The organism is Pannonibacter sp., assembly GCF_051860505.1.
In the GTDB taxonomy this organism is placed as follows: domain Bacteria; phylum Pseudomonadota; class Alphaproteobacteria; order Rhizobiales; family Stappiaceae; genus Pannonibacter.
Genome location: NZ_JBHYDX010000021.1, coordinates 62,247 through 81,199, shown reverse-complemented (window position 1 = coordinate 81,199; position 18,953 = coordinate 62,247). Strand labels below are relative to the sequence as shown.

At 62.1% G+C, this 18,953-nt stretch carries 20 protein-coding genes; 2 read left to right on the top strand and 18 right to left on the bottom strand.

The window, feature by feature from the left end; all coding sequences use genetic code 11:
• Positions 1-267 precede the first annotated feature (267 nt).
• Entirely contained in the window at positions 268-516 is a 249-nt protein-coding gene (locus ACTIFE_RS15235) for a hypothetical protein (protein WP_439530012.1), read from the top strand.
• Positions 517-827: 311 nt separating this feature from the next.
• Here ACTIFE_RS15235 and ACTIFE_RS15230 read toward each other — a convergent pair whose 3' ends face one another.
• The 12 genes from ACTIFE_RS15230 to ACTIFE_RS15175 all read right to left on the bottom strand — a co-directional run bounded on the left by ACTIFE_RS15230 (position 828) and on the right by ACTIFE_RS15175 (position 12,785).
• A complete protein-coding gene (locus ACTIFE_RS15230) occupies positions 828-1,520 on the bottom strand; it encodes an RraA family protein (protein ID WP_439530011.1) in 693 nt (230 codons plus the stop codon).
• The gene (locus tag ACTIFE_RS15225; protein WP_439530010.1) at positions 1,520-2,218 is read right to left on the bottom strand and encodes an alpha/beta fold hydrolase; all 699 of its coding nucleotides are present in this window, start codon (positions 2,216-2,218) and stop codon (positions 1,520-1,522) included. Before ACTIFE_RS15225 ends, ACTIFE_RS15230 begins: the two co-directional genes overlap by 1 nt.
• Before the next feature lie 26 nt (positions 2,219-2,244).
• Positions 2,245-3,213: a cupin domain-containing protein gene (locus ACTIFE_RS15220; RefSeq protein WP_439530009.1), complete on the bottom strand. Its 969-nt coding sequence runs from the start codon at positions 3,211-3,213 to the stop codon at positions 2,245-2,247.
• A gap of 42 nt (positions 3,214-3,255) precedes the next feature.
• Positions 3,256-4,230, bottom strand: coding sequence for an ester cyclase (locus tag ACTIFE_RS15215; RefSeq protein WP_439530008.1), 975 nt, complete (start codon positions 4,228-4,230; stop codon positions 3,256-3,258).
• Positions 4,227-5,252, bottom strand: coding sequence for a LacI family DNA-binding transcriptional regulator (locus tag ACTIFE_RS15210; RefSeq protein ID WP_439530007.1), 1,026 nt, complete (start codon positions 5,250-5,252; stop codon positions 4,227-4,229). Before ACTIFE_RS15210 ends, ACTIFE_RS15215 begins: the two co-directional genes overlap by 4 nt.
• Positions 5,249-6,016: an SDR family NAD(P)-dependent oxidoreductase gene (locus ACTIFE_RS15205; protein ID WP_439530006.1), complete on the bottom strand. Its 768-nt coding sequence runs from the start codon at positions 6,014-6,016 to the stop codon at positions 5,249-5,251. The genes ACTIFE_RS15210 and ACTIFE_RS15205 overlap by 4 nt, the downstream gene beginning before the upstream one ends.
• Complete coding sequence (locus tag ACTIFE_RS15200) at positions 6,013-7,056, bottom strand: ester cyclase (protein ID WP_439530005.1); 1,044 nt, start codon at positions 7,054-7,056, stop codon at positions 6,013-6,015. The genes ACTIFE_RS15205 and ACTIFE_RS15200 overlap by 4 nt, the downstream gene beginning before the upstream one ends.
• A gap of 4 nt (positions 7,057-7,060) precedes the next feature.
• A complete protein-coding gene (hisD, locus tag ACTIFE_RS15195) occupies positions 7,061-8,371 on the bottom strand; it encodes a histidinol dehydrogenase (protein ID WP_439530004.1) in 1,311 nt (436 codons plus the stop codon).
• Positions 8,372-8,411: 40 nt separating this feature from the next.
• Complete coding sequence (locus tag ACTIFE_RS15190) at positions 8,412-9,458, bottom strand: ABC transporter ATP-binding protein (RefSeq protein WP_439530003.1); 1,047 nt, start codon at positions 9,456-9,458, stop codon at positions 8,412-8,414.
• A 4-nt stretch (positions 9,459-9,462) separates the two neighbouring features.
• A complete protein-coding gene (locus ACTIFE_RS15185) occupies positions 9,463-10,347 on the bottom strand; it encodes a carbohydrate ABC transporter permease (protein ID WP_439530002.1) in 885 nt (294 codons plus the stop codon).
• A complete protein-coding gene (locus tag ACTIFE_RS15180) occupies positions 10,344-11,372 on the bottom strand; it encodes a carbohydrate ABC transporter permease (RefSeq protein WP_439530001.1) in 1,029 nt (342 codons plus the stop codon). The genes ACTIFE_RS15185 and ACTIFE_RS15180 overlap by 4 nt, the downstream gene beginning before the upstream one ends.
• A 156-nt stretch (positions 11,373-11,528) precedes the next feature.
• Positions 11,529-12,785 carry an ABC transporter substrate-binding protein gene (locus tag ACTIFE_RS15175; protein WP_439530000.1) on the bottom strand — a complete coding sequence of 419 codons (1,257 nt, stop codon included), beginning with the start codon at positions 12,783-12,785 and terminating at the stop codon, positions 11,529-11,531.
• Between the two features lie 226 nt (positions 12,786-13,011).
• Between ACTIFE_RS15175 and ACTIFE_RS15170 the strand changes: the two genes are divergently transcribed.
• Positions 13,012-14,094 carry an ester cyclase gene (locus ACTIFE_RS15170; protein WP_439529999.1) on the top strand — a complete coding sequence of 361 codons (1,083 nt, stop codon included), beginning with the start codon at positions 13,012-13,014 and terminating at the stop codon, positions 14,092-14,094.
• A gap of 136 nt (positions 14,095-14,230) precedes the next feature.
• Here the strand turns inward: ACTIFE_RS15170 and ACTIFE_RS15165 are convergent, their stop codons facing one another.
• The 6 genes from ACTIFE_RS15165 to ACTIFE_RS15140 form a co-directional block, all read right to left on the bottom strand.
• A complete protein-coding gene (locus ACTIFE_RS15165) occupies positions 14,231-14,953 on the bottom strand; it encodes an ATP-binding cassette domain-containing protein (RefSeq protein ID WP_439529998.1) in 723 nt (240 codons plus the stop codon).
• A 6-nt stretch (positions 14,954-14,959) separates the two neighbouring features.
• On the bottom strand, positions 14,960-16,138 hold the full coding sequence (locus ACTIFE_RS15160) for an FtsX-like permease family protein (protein ID WP_439529997.1): 1,179 nt from the start codon (positions 16,136-16,138) through the stop codon (positions 14,960-14,962).
• Complete coding sequence (locus ACTIFE_RS15155; protein ID WP_439529996.1) at positions 16,135-17,259, bottom strand: HlyD family efflux transporter periplasmic adaptor subunit; 1,125 nt, start codon at positions 17,257-17,259, stop codon at positions 16,135-16,137. Before ACTIFE_RS15155 ends, ACTIFE_RS15160 begins: the two co-directional genes overlap by 4 nt.
• A 131-nt stretch (positions 17,260-17,390) precedes the next feature.
• Positions 17,391-17,705, bottom strand: coding sequence for a hypothetical protein (locus tag ACTIFE_RS15150; RefSeq protein WP_439529995.1), 315 nt, complete (start codon positions 17,703-17,705; stop codon positions 17,391-17,393).
• A 53-nt stretch (positions 17,706-17,758) separates the two neighbouring features.
• Complete coding sequence (locus tag ACTIFE_RS15145; protein ID WP_439529994.1) at positions 17,759-18,124, bottom strand: EF-hand domain-containing protein; 366 nt, start codon at positions 18,122-18,124, stop codon at positions 17,759-17,761.
• 99 nt (positions 18,125-18,223) lie between these two features.
• The gene (locus ACTIFE_RS15140; RefSeq protein ID WP_439529993.1) at positions 18,224-18,901 is read right to left on the bottom strand and encodes an SH3 domain-containing protein; all 678 of its coding nucleotides are present in this window, start codon (positions 18,899-18,901) and stop codon (positions 18,224-18,226) included.
• Positions 18,902-18,953 lie beyond the last annotated feature (52 nt).

The window sequence follows — 18,953 nt, the reverse complement described above, 5'->3', positions numbered from 1 at the left end:
TGTTTCGATGCAAAACAGGGAATCACGGATCAACACCAAAGGGAATCCCGAATCTGGTCAGATACGACACGCTCTAGTTCGAAAGGTCAGAGGCCTATCCCACGAAGAAAGGAAAACTCTCGGTCACGGCTAGAGAGGTTTCCTCTTCATGAAAGCGGCACAGCGCTCCATGTCTGTGTTCGCGTGAAGCCACTTGCGTCGAGGCATCGCAATTGAGGCGGAGCGTGGGGTAAAGACACTGAGCGTTCGCCAGGAGCGCTACCGCAGATGAGCGGCAAGGACTTAACCTTCGTCACCGCCGACTGCGGATGGTTCAACCCGCTGCCGGAGGTGACAGCAAAGTGTGGGACTTCGCCTGCTGCATCGCGTACCAAAAAGGCAGCGATTGGCTTTCGATCTGCCGGGTTGGCACACAGGCCAAGAGATAACTTATCACAGAGACTGCCTTTGCCGGGCATGACCATTGGTGTGGCGATACCCGCCTCGTTCTTGATCAGTTTTCTTGCGGCAACTTGAGGCCCTGCCGACGCCGTTAGCTCTACGGGCGTACCGTCTTCTAAACCGGATAACCATCAGGGTAGCGATCTCCAATGGGTTCGCCGGAACCGGTGGCTGCAGCTTTCCATCCCTGGCGAGGGCCACAACAAGGAGGCATGGTCGGCCTTCATTCAGCCCAGAAGGCTGTGCGACCTCCCCCACCGCGCCCTGTTTTCCGGCCAGGCAAACTCTTCCGCCACACCATGCACGACTGAGCGCTTGAAGGCCGCGCCAGAACTGAGGGTTGATGGAACACGACCATGCCCGGCGATCTCTGCAACCGGTTCACGTCAGGTTCGCGCCTTCTCGAAAGCGCCCCATGCTGCCTCGAAGGCCGCGAAATCGAAATCACCGGCCCTGGCCGGATCCAGGATCAGGCGCTCAGTCGCCTGGAGTTTTGCGATCGCATCAGCGAGGTGCGGGATTGTCTCAGGCGGAATAATCAGCGCGCCATGCCGGTCGGCATGGATCAGGTCCCCCGTTTTGACTGTCAGCCCGAAAATGCGCACCGGCTCTCCGACGGAGCGCACATGCACGAAACCGTGGCTCGGGCCGATGCTGCCGGCGATCACCGGGAAGCCATCCGGCAGATCCCCCAGATCACGCACCACGCCATTGGTCAGGGCGCCGGACATACCGAAGCCCTTGTGCACCGTGGTGTTGATCTCGCCCCAGTAGGCCCCAATCGCATGCGGCCAGTCGAGATCCTCAATGACCGCGATTGAAGGCTTTGGCGCATCATGCATGGCACGATAATAGGCCATGCGGCGGGCTCGAATGACATCCGCCGGCTCCGTCGGGGGAGCCACTGCCGCAATCTGCGCCGTCATGGCATAGCCGACCACGGCCGTTCCGGGCTCCGTGCAAACCATTGTGCCGCGCGTGAAGGCTGAAAAGCCGCGCCGTCCCTGCACCACCTCGATGGCGTTGCAGACCGTTGGTGTATCGATACGCCGCAACAGGGCGAGAAGGTCCTGGTTCATCATTCCTCCAACCAGCGCTGCAGCGCTGCAATCGTGTCCTGCGGACGTTCCAGGGGGGGCAGGTGCCCTGCCCCATCGATAATCACCAGCCGCGACTGCGGCAGGAGCGCATGCATCAGGTCATGCCTGTCGCGCGGGCAGAGCCGGTCCTCAGCGCCCATCAACACCAGGGCTGGACCATGAAACCCTGCCAGCGCCTCCTGCCGGTCAGCCCGGTTGCGCAAAGCCAGCGACTGGCGGATGAAAACCTCGGGGCCAAGCGAAAGCCCCATCTCGAGGCAAAGCGCCACGAGAGGAGCGGTATCCTGCCCGGAGGCAAAATAGTTCGGAACCATGTCCTCTCGCAGGACGCCTTCAAGGTCACCGGCCCGGGCGCGGGCCATCTGGGGCCCGCGCCGGGCCTGTACCTCCGGCACTTCAGCGCGCGGATTGGTGTCGAGCAAGGCCAGACGCTCGATCCGTTCGGGCGCCTGGGCCAGCATTTCCATGGCGAGGATCCCCCCCATCGAGAGGCCAGCCAGGGCAAAGCGCGGTGGCGCCTGCCGGAGTGCTTCCGCCGCGAGCGCGGCCATGCTGTCAGCCCCCACCGGAGCCACGTGACGAATGTCACGTAGCTTCAAGGTCTCCGGGACGGTCCCCCACATGCGCGCATCGCACATCATGCCCGGAACCAGCAGCAGTGGCAGAGCAGGTGTCATTGGCAGCTCCAGGTCATGTCCGATGCCTAGAGGAGACGACCAGTCGCGCCTGCAGGATCGTCGGTGTTGAGGATGCGGTAGAGGCTCGCCTCACCGGTCATCGATGGGGTCAGGCTGTGTTCGAGCCCGGGAGGAATGGCAGCCGTATCGCCGGGGTTTAGCGCAGTCGTCCCACCGCTCCAGCTGAGCCGCCAGTGACCACGCACTGGCATCAGCACCTCATGCCGGTTCAGTGTGTAGGCCGTCTCCGGCAAGGAATTGCGCGACAGGAATTCGACCTCGAAGCCCGGCCGGTCCTGCAGCTTGCCTTGCGCTCCGATCACCTTGGCCGGTTGCCGATCGGACAGCGCCATCAGATCCCAGTATCGGGCAATGCAATTGGGAATGACCTCAGCGGTTGTCGGTTCCGGGAACGCCTTCAGTTCTTCCTCGGTCAGAAGCGGCATCGGAGCTATGCCGTCGGGAAGGCGTTCGCCCTTCTTGCTGTCGTAGAGCCGGCCATTGGCCCCCAGGACGAGCCCGTAATCGCTGGCTTCCGAAATCACCTGCGGTGCCCAGATGACACCACCGCCGGCGTCGTCACCGCCGAGAATGGCCATGATCATCCCGTAGTCGAGGCCGATGTTCTCGAAACCGCGAAAGATGCCGGTCGGAATATTGAAGATATCCCCCTCCTGCAGCACCACCTCCCCTGCCGTTCCGTGGCGGCCCCAGAAGAACCGCCAGCGGCCCTTGAGGACAAAGAACACCTCGGCGGTGCGATGCGAATGCAGCGAGTTGCGACACTTCGGCGGCTGACCGGCCGCGCCTATGTTGAAGCCCGGCGTCTCCCGGATATGGACATGCTGGTCCGGGCTCTCCGAAACACCGCCACCAATAATGGTGAAGTTTTCCTTCTGGTTCGAACCGGGCGTATGGGCATCGATGAAGGCAGTCTTGCAGGGACGCAAGTCGCCATAGCGGACGATGCGGGCTTCCATTTCTTGCGGAGTCATGGGGGTCATCCTCAGGTCGTGTCCGGGGGCAGACATCAGGTGTCAGAGATCGCCGGTGTGGAGCAGGATCTGTCGCCAGATCGCGGTTTCATCGAACAGGGTGTATTCGCGGCGCAGGCCCCAGGGGCCAAATTCGGCATGGGTGATGCCGAGCACATAGACTTCGGCGCCGGACGGAGCGCCGAAGCGACCCCAGCCGGAATGTTTGCCATAGAGGCTCCAGCGAACCGCCGCCCGTGGCGGCATTTTCGGATCGTCGCGGCCGATGACGTGATCGATGCTAAACTCGGCAGAGGGGAAGGCTGCGCGCAATTCCATCCAGAACCTGTCGGCCGCCCCGGGTCCATGATCCGTGACGCCGCCGGGGTACTCCAGCTGCGCGGCACGGTCATACTCGCGTCCGATGCGGGCAAAATCTGCGTCCATGATGCCGCTCAGCAGATCGGCCAAAGCCTTGCCCGAAGCATTGTCATTTCCCCTGCCCTTGTAGGGGCCGGGGAGATCGGTGGCAGGCGTCAGCGGGCGCAAGCAGGTATCCGGCCCACCCTCGCGCGCGATCTGCTGGCGGGCGTAGTCCTTCGGGTCGAGGCCGAGCTGGCGCACGATCGCGCCCTGGTCCCGGATCAGCCACTCGTCATCGATCATGTTGTTGCGGGCATGGCAGTCGGCCATGATGCGATAGACGAGGCGCTTGCCGGTGGCCGGACCATAGACGCCCGAGCCCTTGTGTGTCGCCGTCGACAGGATCCGGTGCGATGACAGCATCCCGGTTTCCGGTGTTCCGGACCAGATCACGTCCTCGCCGAGCAACGTGCGGTCCGGGAATTCGGCGAGTGTCGCCATGGTCGCCGCGATGACGCCGGCGTTGCCTTGCGCGACCGAGGCTGGCGTTCGCACGATGATATCGGGCGCGTAGTAGCGATGCAGGGTTGAAAGGCCGCGATCTTCCCAGATCTCTTTGGTGATGCCGAGAATGTAATGCGGAAAATCCGTCCAGTGCGGGTCAAAGCCTTTCATGGCGTATATCCTTCGGGAACTCGGGAGGACTTGCGGACGATGAGCGGCCCATCGATCCGGATCTTTTGCGGCAACGTGGTCTGGTCGATCTGACCAAGGATCGCCTCAACCGTCGCCGACACCATCCGGTTGACCGGCTGGCGGATCGTGGTCAGCGCATAAGTCGGCCAGGCAGCCAGGGGCACATCGTCGTAGCCAACGATCGACACATCCCCAGGTATGGACAGGCCGAGTTCGAAGCGCAGTTCGTCCATCACGGCAAAGGCCATGTGGTCGTTGCCGACAAAGATCGCATCCGGCCGTTCACGTCCGGCGCATAGCTCACGCGCCACGGCCGCAGCCCGCTCGCGGGAATACATGCCATCAACCATCGCCACGATTGGCAATCCGGCCTCTTCCATCGCAGACTGGAAGCCGGCAGCCCGGTCGCGGCCTGTGGAGGCTCCCTGCCAGCCCATGATGTGGGCGATGTGTGTGTGCCCGGCCGCTATCAGGAACTCCGCCGCCCGGCGTCCGCCGGCGATGTTGTCTGAGGTCACATCCGTCAGCCGCGGATCGTTCTGGCCACGGTTGAAATTGACCACTGGAATGCCGAAGGAGGCCAGGCGGCCGGTGAGATCATTCGACAGGGAAACCGATGCGGTGATGATGCCGTCGACCCGGTAGTCAATAAGCTCCTGCACCACTTCGGCCACCTTCTCGGTCGAGTTCTCGGCCATGAAGACGAGGATGTGGTATCCGCGTTCCTGCAAGGCGCGCGACAACCTTTCCAGCGCAATCGGATAGAACTGATTTTCCAGATAGGCGACCACGAGGCCGATGATCCGGGTTCTCCCGGTAATCATGGCCCGGGCAAGCGGATCGGGCCGGTAACCAAGGATCTCGGCAGCGGCGCGGACCTTGTCGACGGTAGCTTTGGACGCCGATGCGCCCGGCGTGAAGACACGGCTGACCGCAGACTGGCTGACACCCGCCAGCCGCGCGACATCCTGTGCCGTGATTTTGGAGGAGGTCTCGTTCATTCGGCTGTCCACCCGCCGTCGACCAGAAGATGCGTGCCCGTCACCAGCGCCGATGCGTCACTGGCGAGAAAGACGATCGGCCCCATCAGGTCTGTGATCTCACCGATCCGCCCCAGCTTTATCTTCGACAGGATCCACGCACGCCGCTCCGGATTGGCCAGGGTCTGTTCCGCCAAGGGCGTGCGGATGAACGTCGGGCAAAGCGTGTTCACGCGAATGCCATGGGCGCCCCACTCCAGCGCCATGGCCTTGGTCATGCCCTCAAGTGCGTGCTTGGTGGCGCAATAAACGGCCCGGTCAGGCCCGCCGACCAGACCCATCTGGCTGGAGACATTGATCAGACTGCCGGGACGCCCGGCGGCGATGAGCCCGCGCGCGACTTCCCGGGTGAGGAAGTAGGCAGCTTTTAGGTTCAGCGCGAGTGCAGCGTCGAAATCGTCTTCCTCGGTTTCCAGCGCAGGCGAGTGCCGGGCGAGCCCGGCCGAATTGACCAGAATATCGAACGGCCCAAGACGGTTGACGCAGTCAGCCGCGGCAATGCGGTCGGTGATGTCGAGGCTGCAGGTCTCCGTCAGTCCGCCAACCGCACGAATGGCTTCGGCAACGGCCTGCAGTTCCGCTTCACGGCGGGCGACCAGGGTGACATGGGCCCCGGCCTCGGCCAGCGCTGCGGCGGCGCCCAGACCGATGCCGGAACTGGCGCCTGTCACCAGGGCACGACGCCCGTCAAGACGGAAACTGGGAAGTTTTGGCAGGTCGATCATGGGGTTAATCCATCTGGAACAGTGACAGGCCCAAGGTTCCTTGCCTTGTTGAAAGACGCAAGCCGGGCAAACACATCAACCCCAATCTGGCGATAGAGATCGAGCAGATCGACCAGCACCCAGTTCTCGCGGATCAGACCGTCTTCCAGGCGCCAGAAATCGAGACTGCGCAAAAGCACCTCGCGGCCTGCAGGGGCAATGCCCATCCAGCCGTCACCACTGAGCGTCAGCCGCATGTTGGGCCAGCCGGTCTCGCAGACGTAGTTCCCCTCGCCGATCCAGTGCGACATGAGATCGCCCATCGCGTCGAGCTTGCGGTCCGGCATGGCGCTCAGGAACGGGATCTGGTGCCAGTTTCGAAAACCTGCAATGCCACGCCCGGTGCCGATCCCCGCTGGTCCGTACCAGTTGAAGCGCGGATGCCAGTAACGCTCGAGTTGCATCACCCGGGGGTCGGGGTCAGCCGGGTGCCGGCACAGATCCGTGAGCATGGCAACCACATGCGCGAGGGCTGCCTGTCCGTCACCTGTTACGGTCAGGCCATCGCCGCTCATCGGGGCTGGCGTACAGACAAAAGCGCCCATCTGTGGTGCCATCGGCCAGACGCCGGCCTGCATCATCAGCTCCGGCAGGTCCCAGATTGCCTGCATCTCGACGATCTGCCCCTCCTCGAGCCGGAAGAACTCGTGGTAGCGCATATGCACGAGATGACCGGTCGGGCGAATGCCGAAGAACGGGCGCAAGAACGTGCCCATGTAGTTGCCCATGCAGCCGACCCAGTCCTCGCCCTCAGGGCTGGTGCCTGCCATGACGATCATGTCACGCCGTTCGAGATCCGGTATGGCTGTCAGCAGCGGCCCAAGCGCCTGCAACTCGAACTCCTCCGGACCCGTCAGCATGCCGAAGGGATGGCAAAGCGCGAGACGGGCATCGTCGGCAAAGGCTGCCGCAAGCACGGGACGAAGGCGATCCGCTGACGGATTTTCAAGCGCCTTTCGCAAGGGGTGCAGGGCGTCCTTCAACTCGGCGGGCGTTGCCATGGACCTACTCCGCCGCAGCGCCATAGGCCACGTTGCGTCCGCCATAACGGCGCACACGTACGTTGCACTGTTCTGCATGGCCGACGAAGCCCTCAAGCATGCACAGGCGGGAGCCGTAAGCACCAATGGTCGCTGCTGCCTCGTCTGTCGTGACCTTCTGGTAGGAATGCGTCTTCAGGAATTTGCCGACCCACAGGCCACCCGTGTAGCGCCCGGCCTTGCGGGTTGGCAGCGTGTGGTTCGTGCCGATCACCTTGTCGCCATTGGCTACATTGGTCCGCGCGCCCAGGAACAGCGCGCCGTAGGAATGCATGTTCTCCAGGAACCAGTCGTCCCGGTCCGTCATCACCTGCACATGCTCATAGGCCATGTCGTTGGCCACGCTGAGCATCTCGTCGTAGGTATCGCACAGGATGACATCGCCATAGTCGGCCCAGCTGACGGCTGCAGTCTCGGCCGTTGGCAGGATCTTCAGGAGGCGGTCGATCTCCTCCATCGTGGCTTCGGCGAGACGGCGGGAATTGGTAATCAGGCAGGCCGGAGAATTGTAGCCATGCTCGGCCTGGCCAAGCAGATCCGTCGCGCAGATCTCTGCGTCCACCGTATCGTCGGCGATCACCATGGTCTCGGTCGGCCCGGCAAAGAGATCGATGCCGACGCGGCCGAACAACTGCCGCTTGGCTTCGGCCACGAAGGCGTTGCCTGGCCCCACCAGCATGTGGACCGGTTCGATGCTCTCGGTGCCGATCGCCATGGCACCCACCGCCTGGATACCGCCCAGCACATAGATCTCATGCGCTCCGCCCAGTTGCATGGCAGCGACAATGGCCGGATGCGGTTCGCCCTTCACAGGCGGAGCGGAGGCGACAATGCGCGGAACCCCGGCGACTGAGGCCGTCAGAACCGACATATGCGCCGAGGCAACCATCGGGAACTTGCCGCCCGGCACGTAACAACCGACCGACTGCACCGAAATGTTGCGATGGCCGAGGATGACGCCCGGAAGGGTCTCAACCTCGATATCGGTCATCGACGCCCGCTGGGCTTCGGCAAAGCGACGGATCTGAACCTGGGCGAAGCGAATGTCCTCCATATCGCGCGGGCTGACCTTCTGCATCGCCGCTTCAATTTCGGACGGCGTCAGGCGGAAACGCGGTGCGTCATAGCCGTCAAACTTCCGGGCAAGTTCACGCACCGCCGTGTCGCCGCGTGTCTCGATGTCCTTCAGGATGGTCTCGACTGTCGTCCGGACCTTTGCATCGTCCTCGGCGCGGGCCGCTTCGGGCTTGCCGGACTTCAGGTGCTGGATGGCCATGAATGATCTCCCTAGAATTGCGCTCGGCGCTTTGTTGTTGTCAGGCCGTGAGGCGCGCGCCGCTGTGCGCGTCGAACAAGTGGCAGATGCGGGCGGGCACCTTGGCTGCAATCGGCTGACCGATGCTGCCGGCAAAGGCCTTGGGCGCCTTGATCGCAACGAGCGTGCCGCCAACCTGAACCGTTGCCATCGAACTGTCGCCGAGCAGTTCCATCGAATAGATCGGAGCTGTGATCTCGCCGATATCGGCCAGCGCTGCATCTTCGGCGCGGAAGCCGAGCGTTACCGGTCCGTCGGGAGCCTGCAACCCGGGAATGCGGACATGCGGCGCTTCGAAAACGCCTGAGGTGACAACGCCTTCGATCAGGTTCATCGCTGGGCTGCCGATAAAGCTCGCGACAAATGTGTTGGCCGGACAGTCATAAATATCCAGCGGCGTGCCAACCTGCTGGACCTCGCCGCGCCGCATTACGACAACACGGTCGGCGAGCGTCATGGCCTCGATCTGGTCATGCGTGACGTAGATCGTCGTGGTCTTCAGTTCATGATGCAGGTTCTTGATCTGGGCCCTTGTCGACACGCGCAGCTTCGCGTCCAGGTTCGACAAGGGCTCGTCCATCAGAAACACCTTCGGCTTGCGGACGATGGCGCGGGCAAGCGCCACACGCTGGCGCTGCCCCCCGGAGAGGGCCGCCGGCTTGCGCTGAAGAAATTCGGTCAGTTCCACGGTTTCGGCTGCGCGCATCACCCGGTCATGGTGCTCGGCTTCCGGGATCCGCCGCACCTTCAGTGGAAAGCGGATGTTCTCGTAGACGCTCATGGTCGGGTAGAGACCGTAGGACTGGAACACCATCGCGATATCGCGATCCTTCGGCTCCAGATCGTTGACCCTGCGGCCGCCGATCAGGATGTCACCGTCAGTGGCGTCCTCCAGACCTGCGATCATCCGCATGGTCGTGGTCTTGCCGCAGCCCGAGGGGCCAAGCAGAACAAGGAACTCGCCATCCGAAATTGTCAGGTCCAGTGTCTGGACACCCGTGAAGTTGCCCCAGCGCTTGGACAGGTTGCGAAGTTCAATATTGGCCATCGGCTTATCCTTTCACCGCGCCGGCGGTCAGGCCGCTGACGATCTGGCGCTGGAAGAACATCACCAGCACGAACAGCGGTGCTGTGACGGAGACAACGGAGGAAACGGCGAACATCACATTGCCCTTGGTCTGCGTGGTACCGAGGAACGAGGCGATCTTCGGAATCATGGTCTGGTTTTCCTTCGACAGCAGCATCGCGGTCACCGCGAAGTCATTGTAGGCAAGCAGGAAGGAGAACAGGCCGGTGGTGATGACGCCGGGCCACATGACCGGGATGATCACATAGCGAAAGGCCTGGAACCGGGAACAGCCGTCGACCATGGCGCTCTCGTCGAGGTCCTTCGGAATGTTGCGGAAGAAACTTGTCAGCATCCAAAGGGTGAAAGGCTGGTTGATCGCGACAAGGACGATGATCGCGGTCGGAAGATGCCCCCACAGGTTCCACTCGAAAAAGGGCAACAGATAGCCGGACACCAGCGTCACCGGCGGCATGGCGCGGAACACCAGCGCCACGAGGAGCAGCCAGAAGGCATACCTGTAGGACGAACGGGCAAGTGCATAGCCGCCGAGCGTCCCGAAGGTCAGCGAGATACAGACGACACTGACGACCACGATCGCGGAGTTCAGCGCAGCGCGCCAGAATTCCTCCTGCACCCAGGCGCCGACATATCCGGTTGCGGTAAAGCTGCTGCCGGTCTCAGCCGTTGTCAGGGGACCGGTGATGGCATTCATCCAATCGGCCTTTGAGAAGAAATCCCCCTCAACCTTGAAGCTGCCCCAGAAGGTCCACAGGAAGGGAAAGGCGGCAATCACAAGCCAGATGATCAGGAAACCATTGAGCGCAATCAGCAGCGCAGGTGGACGCCTGTCGGCGATACGGGTTGTCATGCTGCGCCCCTTCCATAGGTTTTCCAGGTGCGGACAAGAACTGGCGACAGCAGCACGATCACACCAAGGATAGTCAGCACCGACGTGGCCGCTGCCGAGGACAGAAGGCGGGTCTCGCCACCCAGATCAGAGTAGATGAAGTAACTGAGGCTCTGGGCGTGGGCGGATGCGTTGAAGCTGACGATCGGCTCGAACACCCGGAAATTGTCCATGATCTTGATCAGCGCCATGAAGGTCGTCAGCGGCAGGAGGTGCGGAACGATCACATAGCGGATGCGTTCCCAACGGCTTGCGCCGTCAATCATTGCGGACTCAAGCGTGTCCTGCGGCACGGTTTGCAGGCCGGCATAGTAGACGACGAAGGCAAAGGGTGCCGACGACCAGATGCCGTAGACCATGAGCATTGCCCACATCAGTGGCGTCGACGCCTTGACCGACAGGTTGGGATCGCCGGCCAGCGACTGGATCAGGGCACCCAGCACGCCGCGCGCATCGACCATCCAGAACAGGATAAGCGCACCCACAAGCGGCGTGATGATCATCGGCAGCAGCGAGACAAAAATCATCGGTCCGCGCAGAAACCTCGGGACGGCATTGACCGCGAGGGCGACGACAAAACCGAGCAGGATCGACAGCGGCGTCACGACCAGGGTGTAGGTCAACGTGAACAGCAAGGCGCCATAGAAGGGCAGGTTCAACAGGCCATTCAGGAAGGCGGCGATCCCGTCTGCGGTGGACGCCAGCATAGCCACCTCGGAAAAAGCCAGATGGTTCCGGTCCGTGTAGATGCTCCCGCCGACGAAGCGGCCGAGCGGCTCGGCCTCCCGCAGCGCTTCTGTTGCAGTAAGATCAACTGTCGTGGTCTTGGTGCAGCCAAACACCGAGCAGTTTTCAACCTCCCGAACAACCTGCTGATGTGGCGCAAAGACAGATTGCATCAGAACGGAGACGATCGGCAGGGCGATGAAGAGGAACATGGCTGCCGCAGAGGGGAGGAAGAACCAGAAAAAGGTGCGATGTTTCATCTGAGCCGCCTCTCGATCCGGACGGAAAAGGATCCCAGCCGCGCGTCCCGACCGTGCCAAAGGCAACGGCCGGAACGCCCTCGCGTCTTTCGGAGGAAGGCAGATGGGTCGAACGGGCGACGCCAGAGCAAATGACCTGGCTGGCGCCTTGCCTTGTTACTGCAGGAAGCCCTTTTCGCGGGCAGCGGCCGTGTAAGCGGCCTCGATGTCGGCGAGCGTTGTCCTGGCGTCCTCCTTACCGGTCAGGAAGTCGGCAATATTGTCCCCGAGCGCCGTGTGCAGCAGCCCCATGTAGGGCAGCATCGGGTAAGGCTTGGCCCCCATGGTCATCGTCTGCATCACGCCTTCATTGATCGGAGCCGGCTTGTAGCCCTCGATCATCCAGACAGCTTCCCGCATCGTGGCATCGTTGAGGATTTCAGGGCCAGAGCCGCGCTTCATCGCGATGAAAGTCGCCTCGGCATCTGCGTCGGATATGTTCTTGGCAACGGTCCAGCCATCCCACCACAGCGTCGTCGCAGGAATTGCGCCCCCACCTACCGTCATCGGCGCGCCGACCATGGTGTTCTCGTAAACTTCCGGCTTGGAGCCTTCGGTGTCGACCAGCACGCCGGTGCGCGAGCCCCACATATTCATCAGGGCGACGTTGCCGGCCTCCCATTCCGCCGACGTGGCGTTGGAATCGTGGGTGAGATAGTCCGGGTTCATGTAACCGGTCAGTTTCTTCATCATTTCCAGCGCCGCCACGCCCTGGTCGTTGTTCACCGCAACTTCCGCCGTACCGGGTTTGAAGAACTCCCCGCCCATGCCGATGTACATGTTGACGAATTCCTGGCCGAGGTTCCAGCCGGCGGCGTAAGCGCCACCCACCGGGTACTGCATGATCCCGGCCGCACGGATCTTTTCCGCAGTCTCGAGCATCTCCTCGTAGGATTTCGGCGGCTGGACACCGACCTTCTCCAAGACGTCCTTGCGATAAACCTGATGCTGCGCGTTTGCCATGAAGGCGACGGCCATCACCTTGCCGTCGATGGTGACGAGACGGTTCTTCGGGATATCCTGACCATGCGCGGCCACCAGTTCATCGAGCGGGCGAATGACGCCTTCGTTCATCAAGGCCACGATGGAAGACGTCGCGATCACGGCGGACGTATACTCCGCAGGATTGCCGCTCATTCCGGCCAGATTGATCTTCTGATGGTCCGCGGTCAGGTTCGACTTCACTTCAACGGTCGAACTGGCACAGGTTGCGGCGTTGGCCGCTACCGTCTTGATCGCCGGGAACTCGTTGCCAACAATTGAAACGCGGCCCGACTTGATACCGCAGTCAGCATTTGCAATCCCGACGGTGCAGGCGAGCGCCGTAGCGCCCAACAGAACAGTCTGCGCAAGGCGCTGGATGGAAATGGTCATCGTTCTCCTCCGTGTTGCCCGCACTGCCCCAGTTTTCTGTTTTTCAGCGCGGCTGCCACTTCACGATTGCAAGCTTTGCAAACGTATGCAACATCAAAATGCATACGTTTGCAAAATTTAATCGAACGGCGCATTTTGGCTGTATGACCGGCAGAAACGCAGCGGTTGCATGACCGCAGCCATGCCAGCGAAATCAGCGGTGCTTGCAAGGGGGAGAGCGTGAAAGATGCTGGAACTGACCGAAGGCTTTGACGCAAACGCGACACCGGGAACATCGATGCGCAATGCGCTCCATACCGCTTTAAAGCGGATTGCGGAGAGCCCGTTCGACCGGCTTGAGACCGAGCTTGCGGCCCTTGCCGCGCCGGATTGCCAGTGGCGTGCCGCCCATCCGATGAACGAGGTCACTGGTACTGCCGCCGCGCTTGCCCGGATCTGGCAGCCGCTGAAGCAGGCCTTCCCGGATCTGGAGCGACGCGACACGATCTTCCTTGCCGGAAGCTACCAGGGCAAGACGTTCTTTGCTGCCACGGGCGTCTATTGCGGCACGATGCGTGGCGACTGGCTCGGCATACCGGCGACGGGCCGCACGATCTACCTCCGCTCTGGCGAAGTCTGGCAAGTGGCTGCCGATGGCCGCGTTGTCCAGGCCAACTTGTTGTGGGATGTGCTGGATGTCATGCGGCAGGCCGGCGTCTGGCCCCTCGGGCCATCGATGGGCGTCGAAGAGGCTTGGCCGGGGCCGATGACGGCCGATGGTGTGCGTCTGTCCCCGTCCGATCCCGCCCTAGGCCGGGCCAGCCTTGCCCAGACGCTTGCCATGCACAAGACATTGGCCGAGTTCGATGATCGGGGAATGTTGTCCCGCGAGGCTCTGATCGCCATGCCGCAGAAGGATCACTGGCATCCGAAAATGATGTGGTACGGCCCTGCCGGCATTGGCACGACGCGTGGCCTCGACGGCTTCGTCACCGGTCACCAGTTCCCGTTCCGCATCGCATTCGCCCGGCCACAGGGCACGTTCGAGGAAGTCACCGCGGAACGCGCCCGCCATGGCGCCGGCCACTACATCCGGATCGGCGACGGCCCCTATTCCGTGACCGGCGGCTGGCCTTCCGTCTATGCCCAGCATGTCGGCGGCGGGTTCTGCGGCATGCCACCATCGGGCAAGCCGGTGTTCATGCGCGTGATGGATTTCTATTTGCACAACGAACAGCTAATCCGCGAGAACTGGGTACCGCTCGACATGCTGGACCTCTTCCGGCAGATGGGTGTCGACCTGCTGGAGCGCATGCGCAGCCAGCTGTAAAGGCGTTTATCTGCTCAGAAAGTGACTTGGAACGTCGGCAAACTGCAACTTGCCGATTCCACATTTCGATCCAAAGCTCAAACGGTTGTCCAAGACAACCGTCAGCCGCAGCGCATATGCAGGACGTGCCGGTTGTTCACGCGTGCTCGGCGGACACATGTGCGTGTCCCGCTGCGGCTCGATCGGCGACGATCCTGCCCTCTTCCAGCGTGACGATGCGATCGGCCAGGTCGAGGATGCGCGAATCGTGGGTGACCATGACGGTCGTTGTGCCGCGGGCGCGGCCGAGTTCCTTGAAAAGCTGCACAGCTGCGAGGCCGCTGACCTTGTCGAGCGCTGCCGTCGGCTCGTCAGCGAAGATAATGTCGGGGTTGGACACCAACGCCCGTGCGATGGCCACACGCTGCTTTTGCCCGCCCGAGAGGTTTGCCGGACGATAGTCCATTCGCTCCCCCAGCCCCAGCAGACCCAGAAGATGATCTGCCGCCCGCGCCTGCTTTGCCGCATCCCCCCGTCCGTGGACCTGCAGGCCCATCATGACATTCTGCCGGGCGGTCAGGCTGTCATGCAGGTTGTGGGCCTGGAAGATGAAACCGAGCCGCCGACGCATGTCGATCCGGCTGATCTCGTCTGAACCAGATAGCTCCTCATCCAGCAAGCGGATCCCGCCCGCCTGCACCTCGCGCAGGCACCCCATGATGGTCAGCAGCGTGGTCTTGCCAGAACCCGATGGCCCCATGAAGATCGTCAGCGATCCGCGCTGGATCTCCAGGTTGATATCGAACAGGGCCTGTTTTCGGGCCTCGCCCTCGCCGAAAAAGTGGTCGAGATGTCTGACTGAAATGGCTGCGTCTGTCATGAGGCCTCAGAACAGGTCGGCCGGCTGGGCGGCGGCGAGTTTGCGCATGGCCAGAACACCGGACAGGGCGCAGGCGATGATCGTCCCGATGAAGACGGCGGCGGCTCGCTCTGGCGTCATGAAGATCGGGATGTTCGTGAGATAGGCCAGCGACTGGTAGAAGAGCTGCGAAAACGCCAGCCCAGGCCAGAAGCCGATGGCCGCGAGAATGATCGCTTCTTCCAGGATGATTCCGACGAAAAAGCCCTGGCGGAACCCCATCGCCTTGAACGTTGCATATTCCCGGATGTGGTCAGCGACATCGGCCGATAGAACCTGATAGGCGATGACGATCCCCACAACGATCCCGATACCCACGCCGAAGGCAAAGATCAGACCAGTCGGACGCTCGGTCATCTGGTAGCGGACCTCATGTTCCATCGCTTCGCCCACCGTTCGAATCCGGACCGTATCGGGTGGATAGATCTGCGCCAGTTCCGCGGCAACGCGCATGGGGTCGGCACCAGGGGCAAGCGCCAGCAGTATGTGGCTTGGCGTGGCGGAGCTGCGCTTCGGAAACAGATGGAAAAAGGTCTGGTCCGAGACGAGGAAAACCCCGTCGCCACCAAATCCGCCGCCAATCGAAACCGTCCCGATTGCGCCAATCTGACGGCTCTGCATTTCGAATGGAACCGGCGTTTCCGGCGTCGCTCCGGCAAAGCTACGCATGTCAACAAAGCGCGTCTGCGTATCGACAAGGGCCGTGTCAGACAGGGACAGGCTGGCCAGAGGATTGACCAGTGCGTCGTCGAAAAACGTCCCGGCGTCCGGCGCAAGGCCGATGAACTGGATCGACGACGACGCATCATGACCCGAGATCCAGGTCGAGCGGCTCATGTAGACCGGCGTACCGCCCACTACGTCCGGGTGTACCTGCGCCTGGAACAGTCTCTGCCTTGGGAGAGTGGCGGCATCGGTCAGGGTTTCGGATTCCGCCGGTGACATGATGAGGAGGTTTTGCTGGAATAGTCTGTACGGAATAGCGATCGATTCCGCCATGGAGCCGGCCAGACCCAGCTGGACGAAAACAAGCACATTGGCGAAGGCGACGCCGGCCAAGGCAGCCAACAATCGCCCTGGGCGATGCAAGAGCTGCAGGTAGCCAATCGGCAACCGGCCGAAGAGGCGTGTCAGGAACCTCGTCATTGTCCCGCCCCCCCGTGAGACGTGTCCTGCGCGACCGCGATCCGGGCGACGACCTCAAGATGAACGTAGCGCTCGGCGCGGGCGCTTGACGCCTCGTCCAGCGCAACTGTGACCAGAAGAACACGCGCATCCGTGTTGGCAGCTGGATCATCCGCAGTCACGCTCTGCCGCCCAACCAGCGTGCCAATGCGCGAGACCGTTCCCGAGAGCTGTTCATCTCCCAGTACTCCGGAGACCAACGAAACCGGCTGGCCGACCGCAACACGTGGCACCATGGTCTGGAACACCTCGAGTTCAGCCTCCATTCGCCCCGTGTCACCCATGCGCAGAAGCCCGTCGGCGGATGGGCGCTCTCCAGCACGCGCGGCCACCTCGATGATGGAACCGTTGCGCGGGGCGAGAACCCGTGCCCTGTCAAGATCGCGCCGCGCCTGCTCAACAGCCGCTTCTGCCGCTGCGAGATCGGCAGTTGCCACCGCAACATCGACCTGCAGTCCGTCAGGCCCGGGTTGATGCCGGGTCAGCGATGCGCGTAACCGGTCAAGATCGGCCCTGGACATGTCCGCGGCCCGATGGGCATCCTCAAGGGACGCTTGCGTCCGAACCCCCCTGTCCAGAAGTGTGCCTGCCCGCGACAGCTCACTCTCGGCCGCCGCAAGCGAGGCCTCTGCTCCTCGGATCTGCGCGAGAATTTCAGCTTCTGTTGCCGAAGCCTGGACCTTGGTCTGGGCAAGAACGGCGCGCCGGATAGCCAGGTTGCTTTCGGCGCTCGTCAAGGCCGCCTCATAGACCGCAAGACTGTCCAGAACCGCCAGCACGTCGCCTTCGGCAACGATATCCCCCTCGTCGACAAGGATCCGGTCAATCCGCGCATCGCCGGCGCCCTGCGGCAGAGCAACGGAGACAACCCCGCCAGCGGGCTGCAAACGACCGAGGGCAACAACGTCGCCGGTTGCCATAGAAGCGACGCGCTCAGGCGACGGCACGCGGCGAACAGCGAGCGCAATCGGCTGACGCGCACCGGCACCGGGCTCAAGCGAAGTCCAGGCGAAGATCGCCCGCACGGCCGGCCCCTGGAAATAGAGACCGCCCACCCCGCCGATGAGCAAGGTCAAAAACACGGTCAACACCCTCAGCGACCAACGCGGCCGCCGCCGAGTTGCTGGTTTCGACGAGGACAGATCCTTACCGTTGTCGAGCAACGGCAAGGTGTTGGATTGGGACGCGTCGTCCGGGCGGTGAGTGCCGGATTTCATCGGGCGAGCGCTTGCAGTTCTTGCTGGGTCACCAGGCCGTTCCGATCGGCGTCGATCTGGTTGAAAGCTGTGTCCTGGCGGCCAAACCTGACGATCTGCGCTGCCCTGCCGATGTTGTCTTGGGCGTTGAGCAACAAAAGATTGTTAAACTCGGCGCGTGTCAGAGCCTTGTCGCCATTGGCATCGGCCTGGGCATAGTTTTCAGCCAGTTTCTGTTTGTTCGCATCAGACATCGTCTGGGCCTGGACGCCGGACAGCGACAAGGCAGCAGAAACGGCAATAATCAGCGGTGCCAATACAGTGTATTTCATATTTCTATTTCTCCTTCTTGGATGATTTGCAGAGAACAAGGTTTGTAAAAGAGCTATTGGGCGGCCATTTCCAGTTCGGCTCTGGTCAGGACGCCGTCTCCGTTCCGGTCGGCCCGACGGAACAAAGGCGCTTCTCCATCAACGAATTCGCTCTGGCTGAACTGGCCGTCGCCATCCGTGTCGAGATACGCAATCCCTGCCAACTGCGCCTTTGCACGGTCTGCGGCGATGCTGGGAAAGTCGTCAACGGTAAGGAAGCCGTCGCCATTGCGGTCGATCTGCAGCCATCGGGCCAACTGGACCTCGCGAAACTCGGCCCGTGAGATGGCACCGTCACCGTCGAGATCGAGACGCTCGAAGTTGGCAAGAACGTTCTGGACCGGGTCTTGCGACTGTGCCGAGACTTGGCACACTCCCACTGACACTCCGAAGGCAATGATGATCACTCTGACCAAAGTGTTCCCCTTCTCGTGACGTGTTGTCGATCCGGCTGCCCCGTCAAGGAGGCGAGATACAGGTTAGCGGTTAAACGTGCGGGTGCCTGTAGACGTGCCACCAAACGGACCAGAGCGCGTCATGTTGCAGCTGCGGTCGTTTGCGCTGCAGTTCCGGTTACGGGAAGCGGTATTGCCATAGCGGCCGGTTGTCTCACGCATTGCATTGCATTCACCGCCAGCACAATTGCGGGTCTGGCTCGTCGATCCACCGTAGATCCCCGTGGCCGCACGTGTCCCCGTGCAGCTGCCGTCGGCACAAGTTGCATTTCGGCCATAAGTCTCAACTCGCGGGGCGACGGGGGCATAGGGGCGGTAATAGGATGACCAGGACCCGTACCACGGCTGGGCCACGTAGTGCGTGTTCCAATAGGCACGGTCATAGGTAACGACGGTCACGCCAACGGCGGGAGCAACGGCAGCGGACAAAGCGACTGGGCCGCCCTTGTAAACAACCTGAATGTAGCTAGCGGACACCCAGCCACGGAATTGGCCATAGGCAACGTCGCACCACGTGTAGCCATCAACGCAACCATGGGTCACAATGCGCGCACCCTGCGGAACGACGGTCACAACCGGATAGCTCGTTGCAGGACCAGCGCGCAGGTTGACGTTTGCCCGCGACACTGCAACGGCAGAGGCTGACGCGGCCGTTATCCCGGCCATCAACACAGCCAAGACCACAACTATTCTCTTCAGCATGATCAACTCCATATCCGATGAACCTCGTGCTCATCTGCTGGGCTGCTTTTTG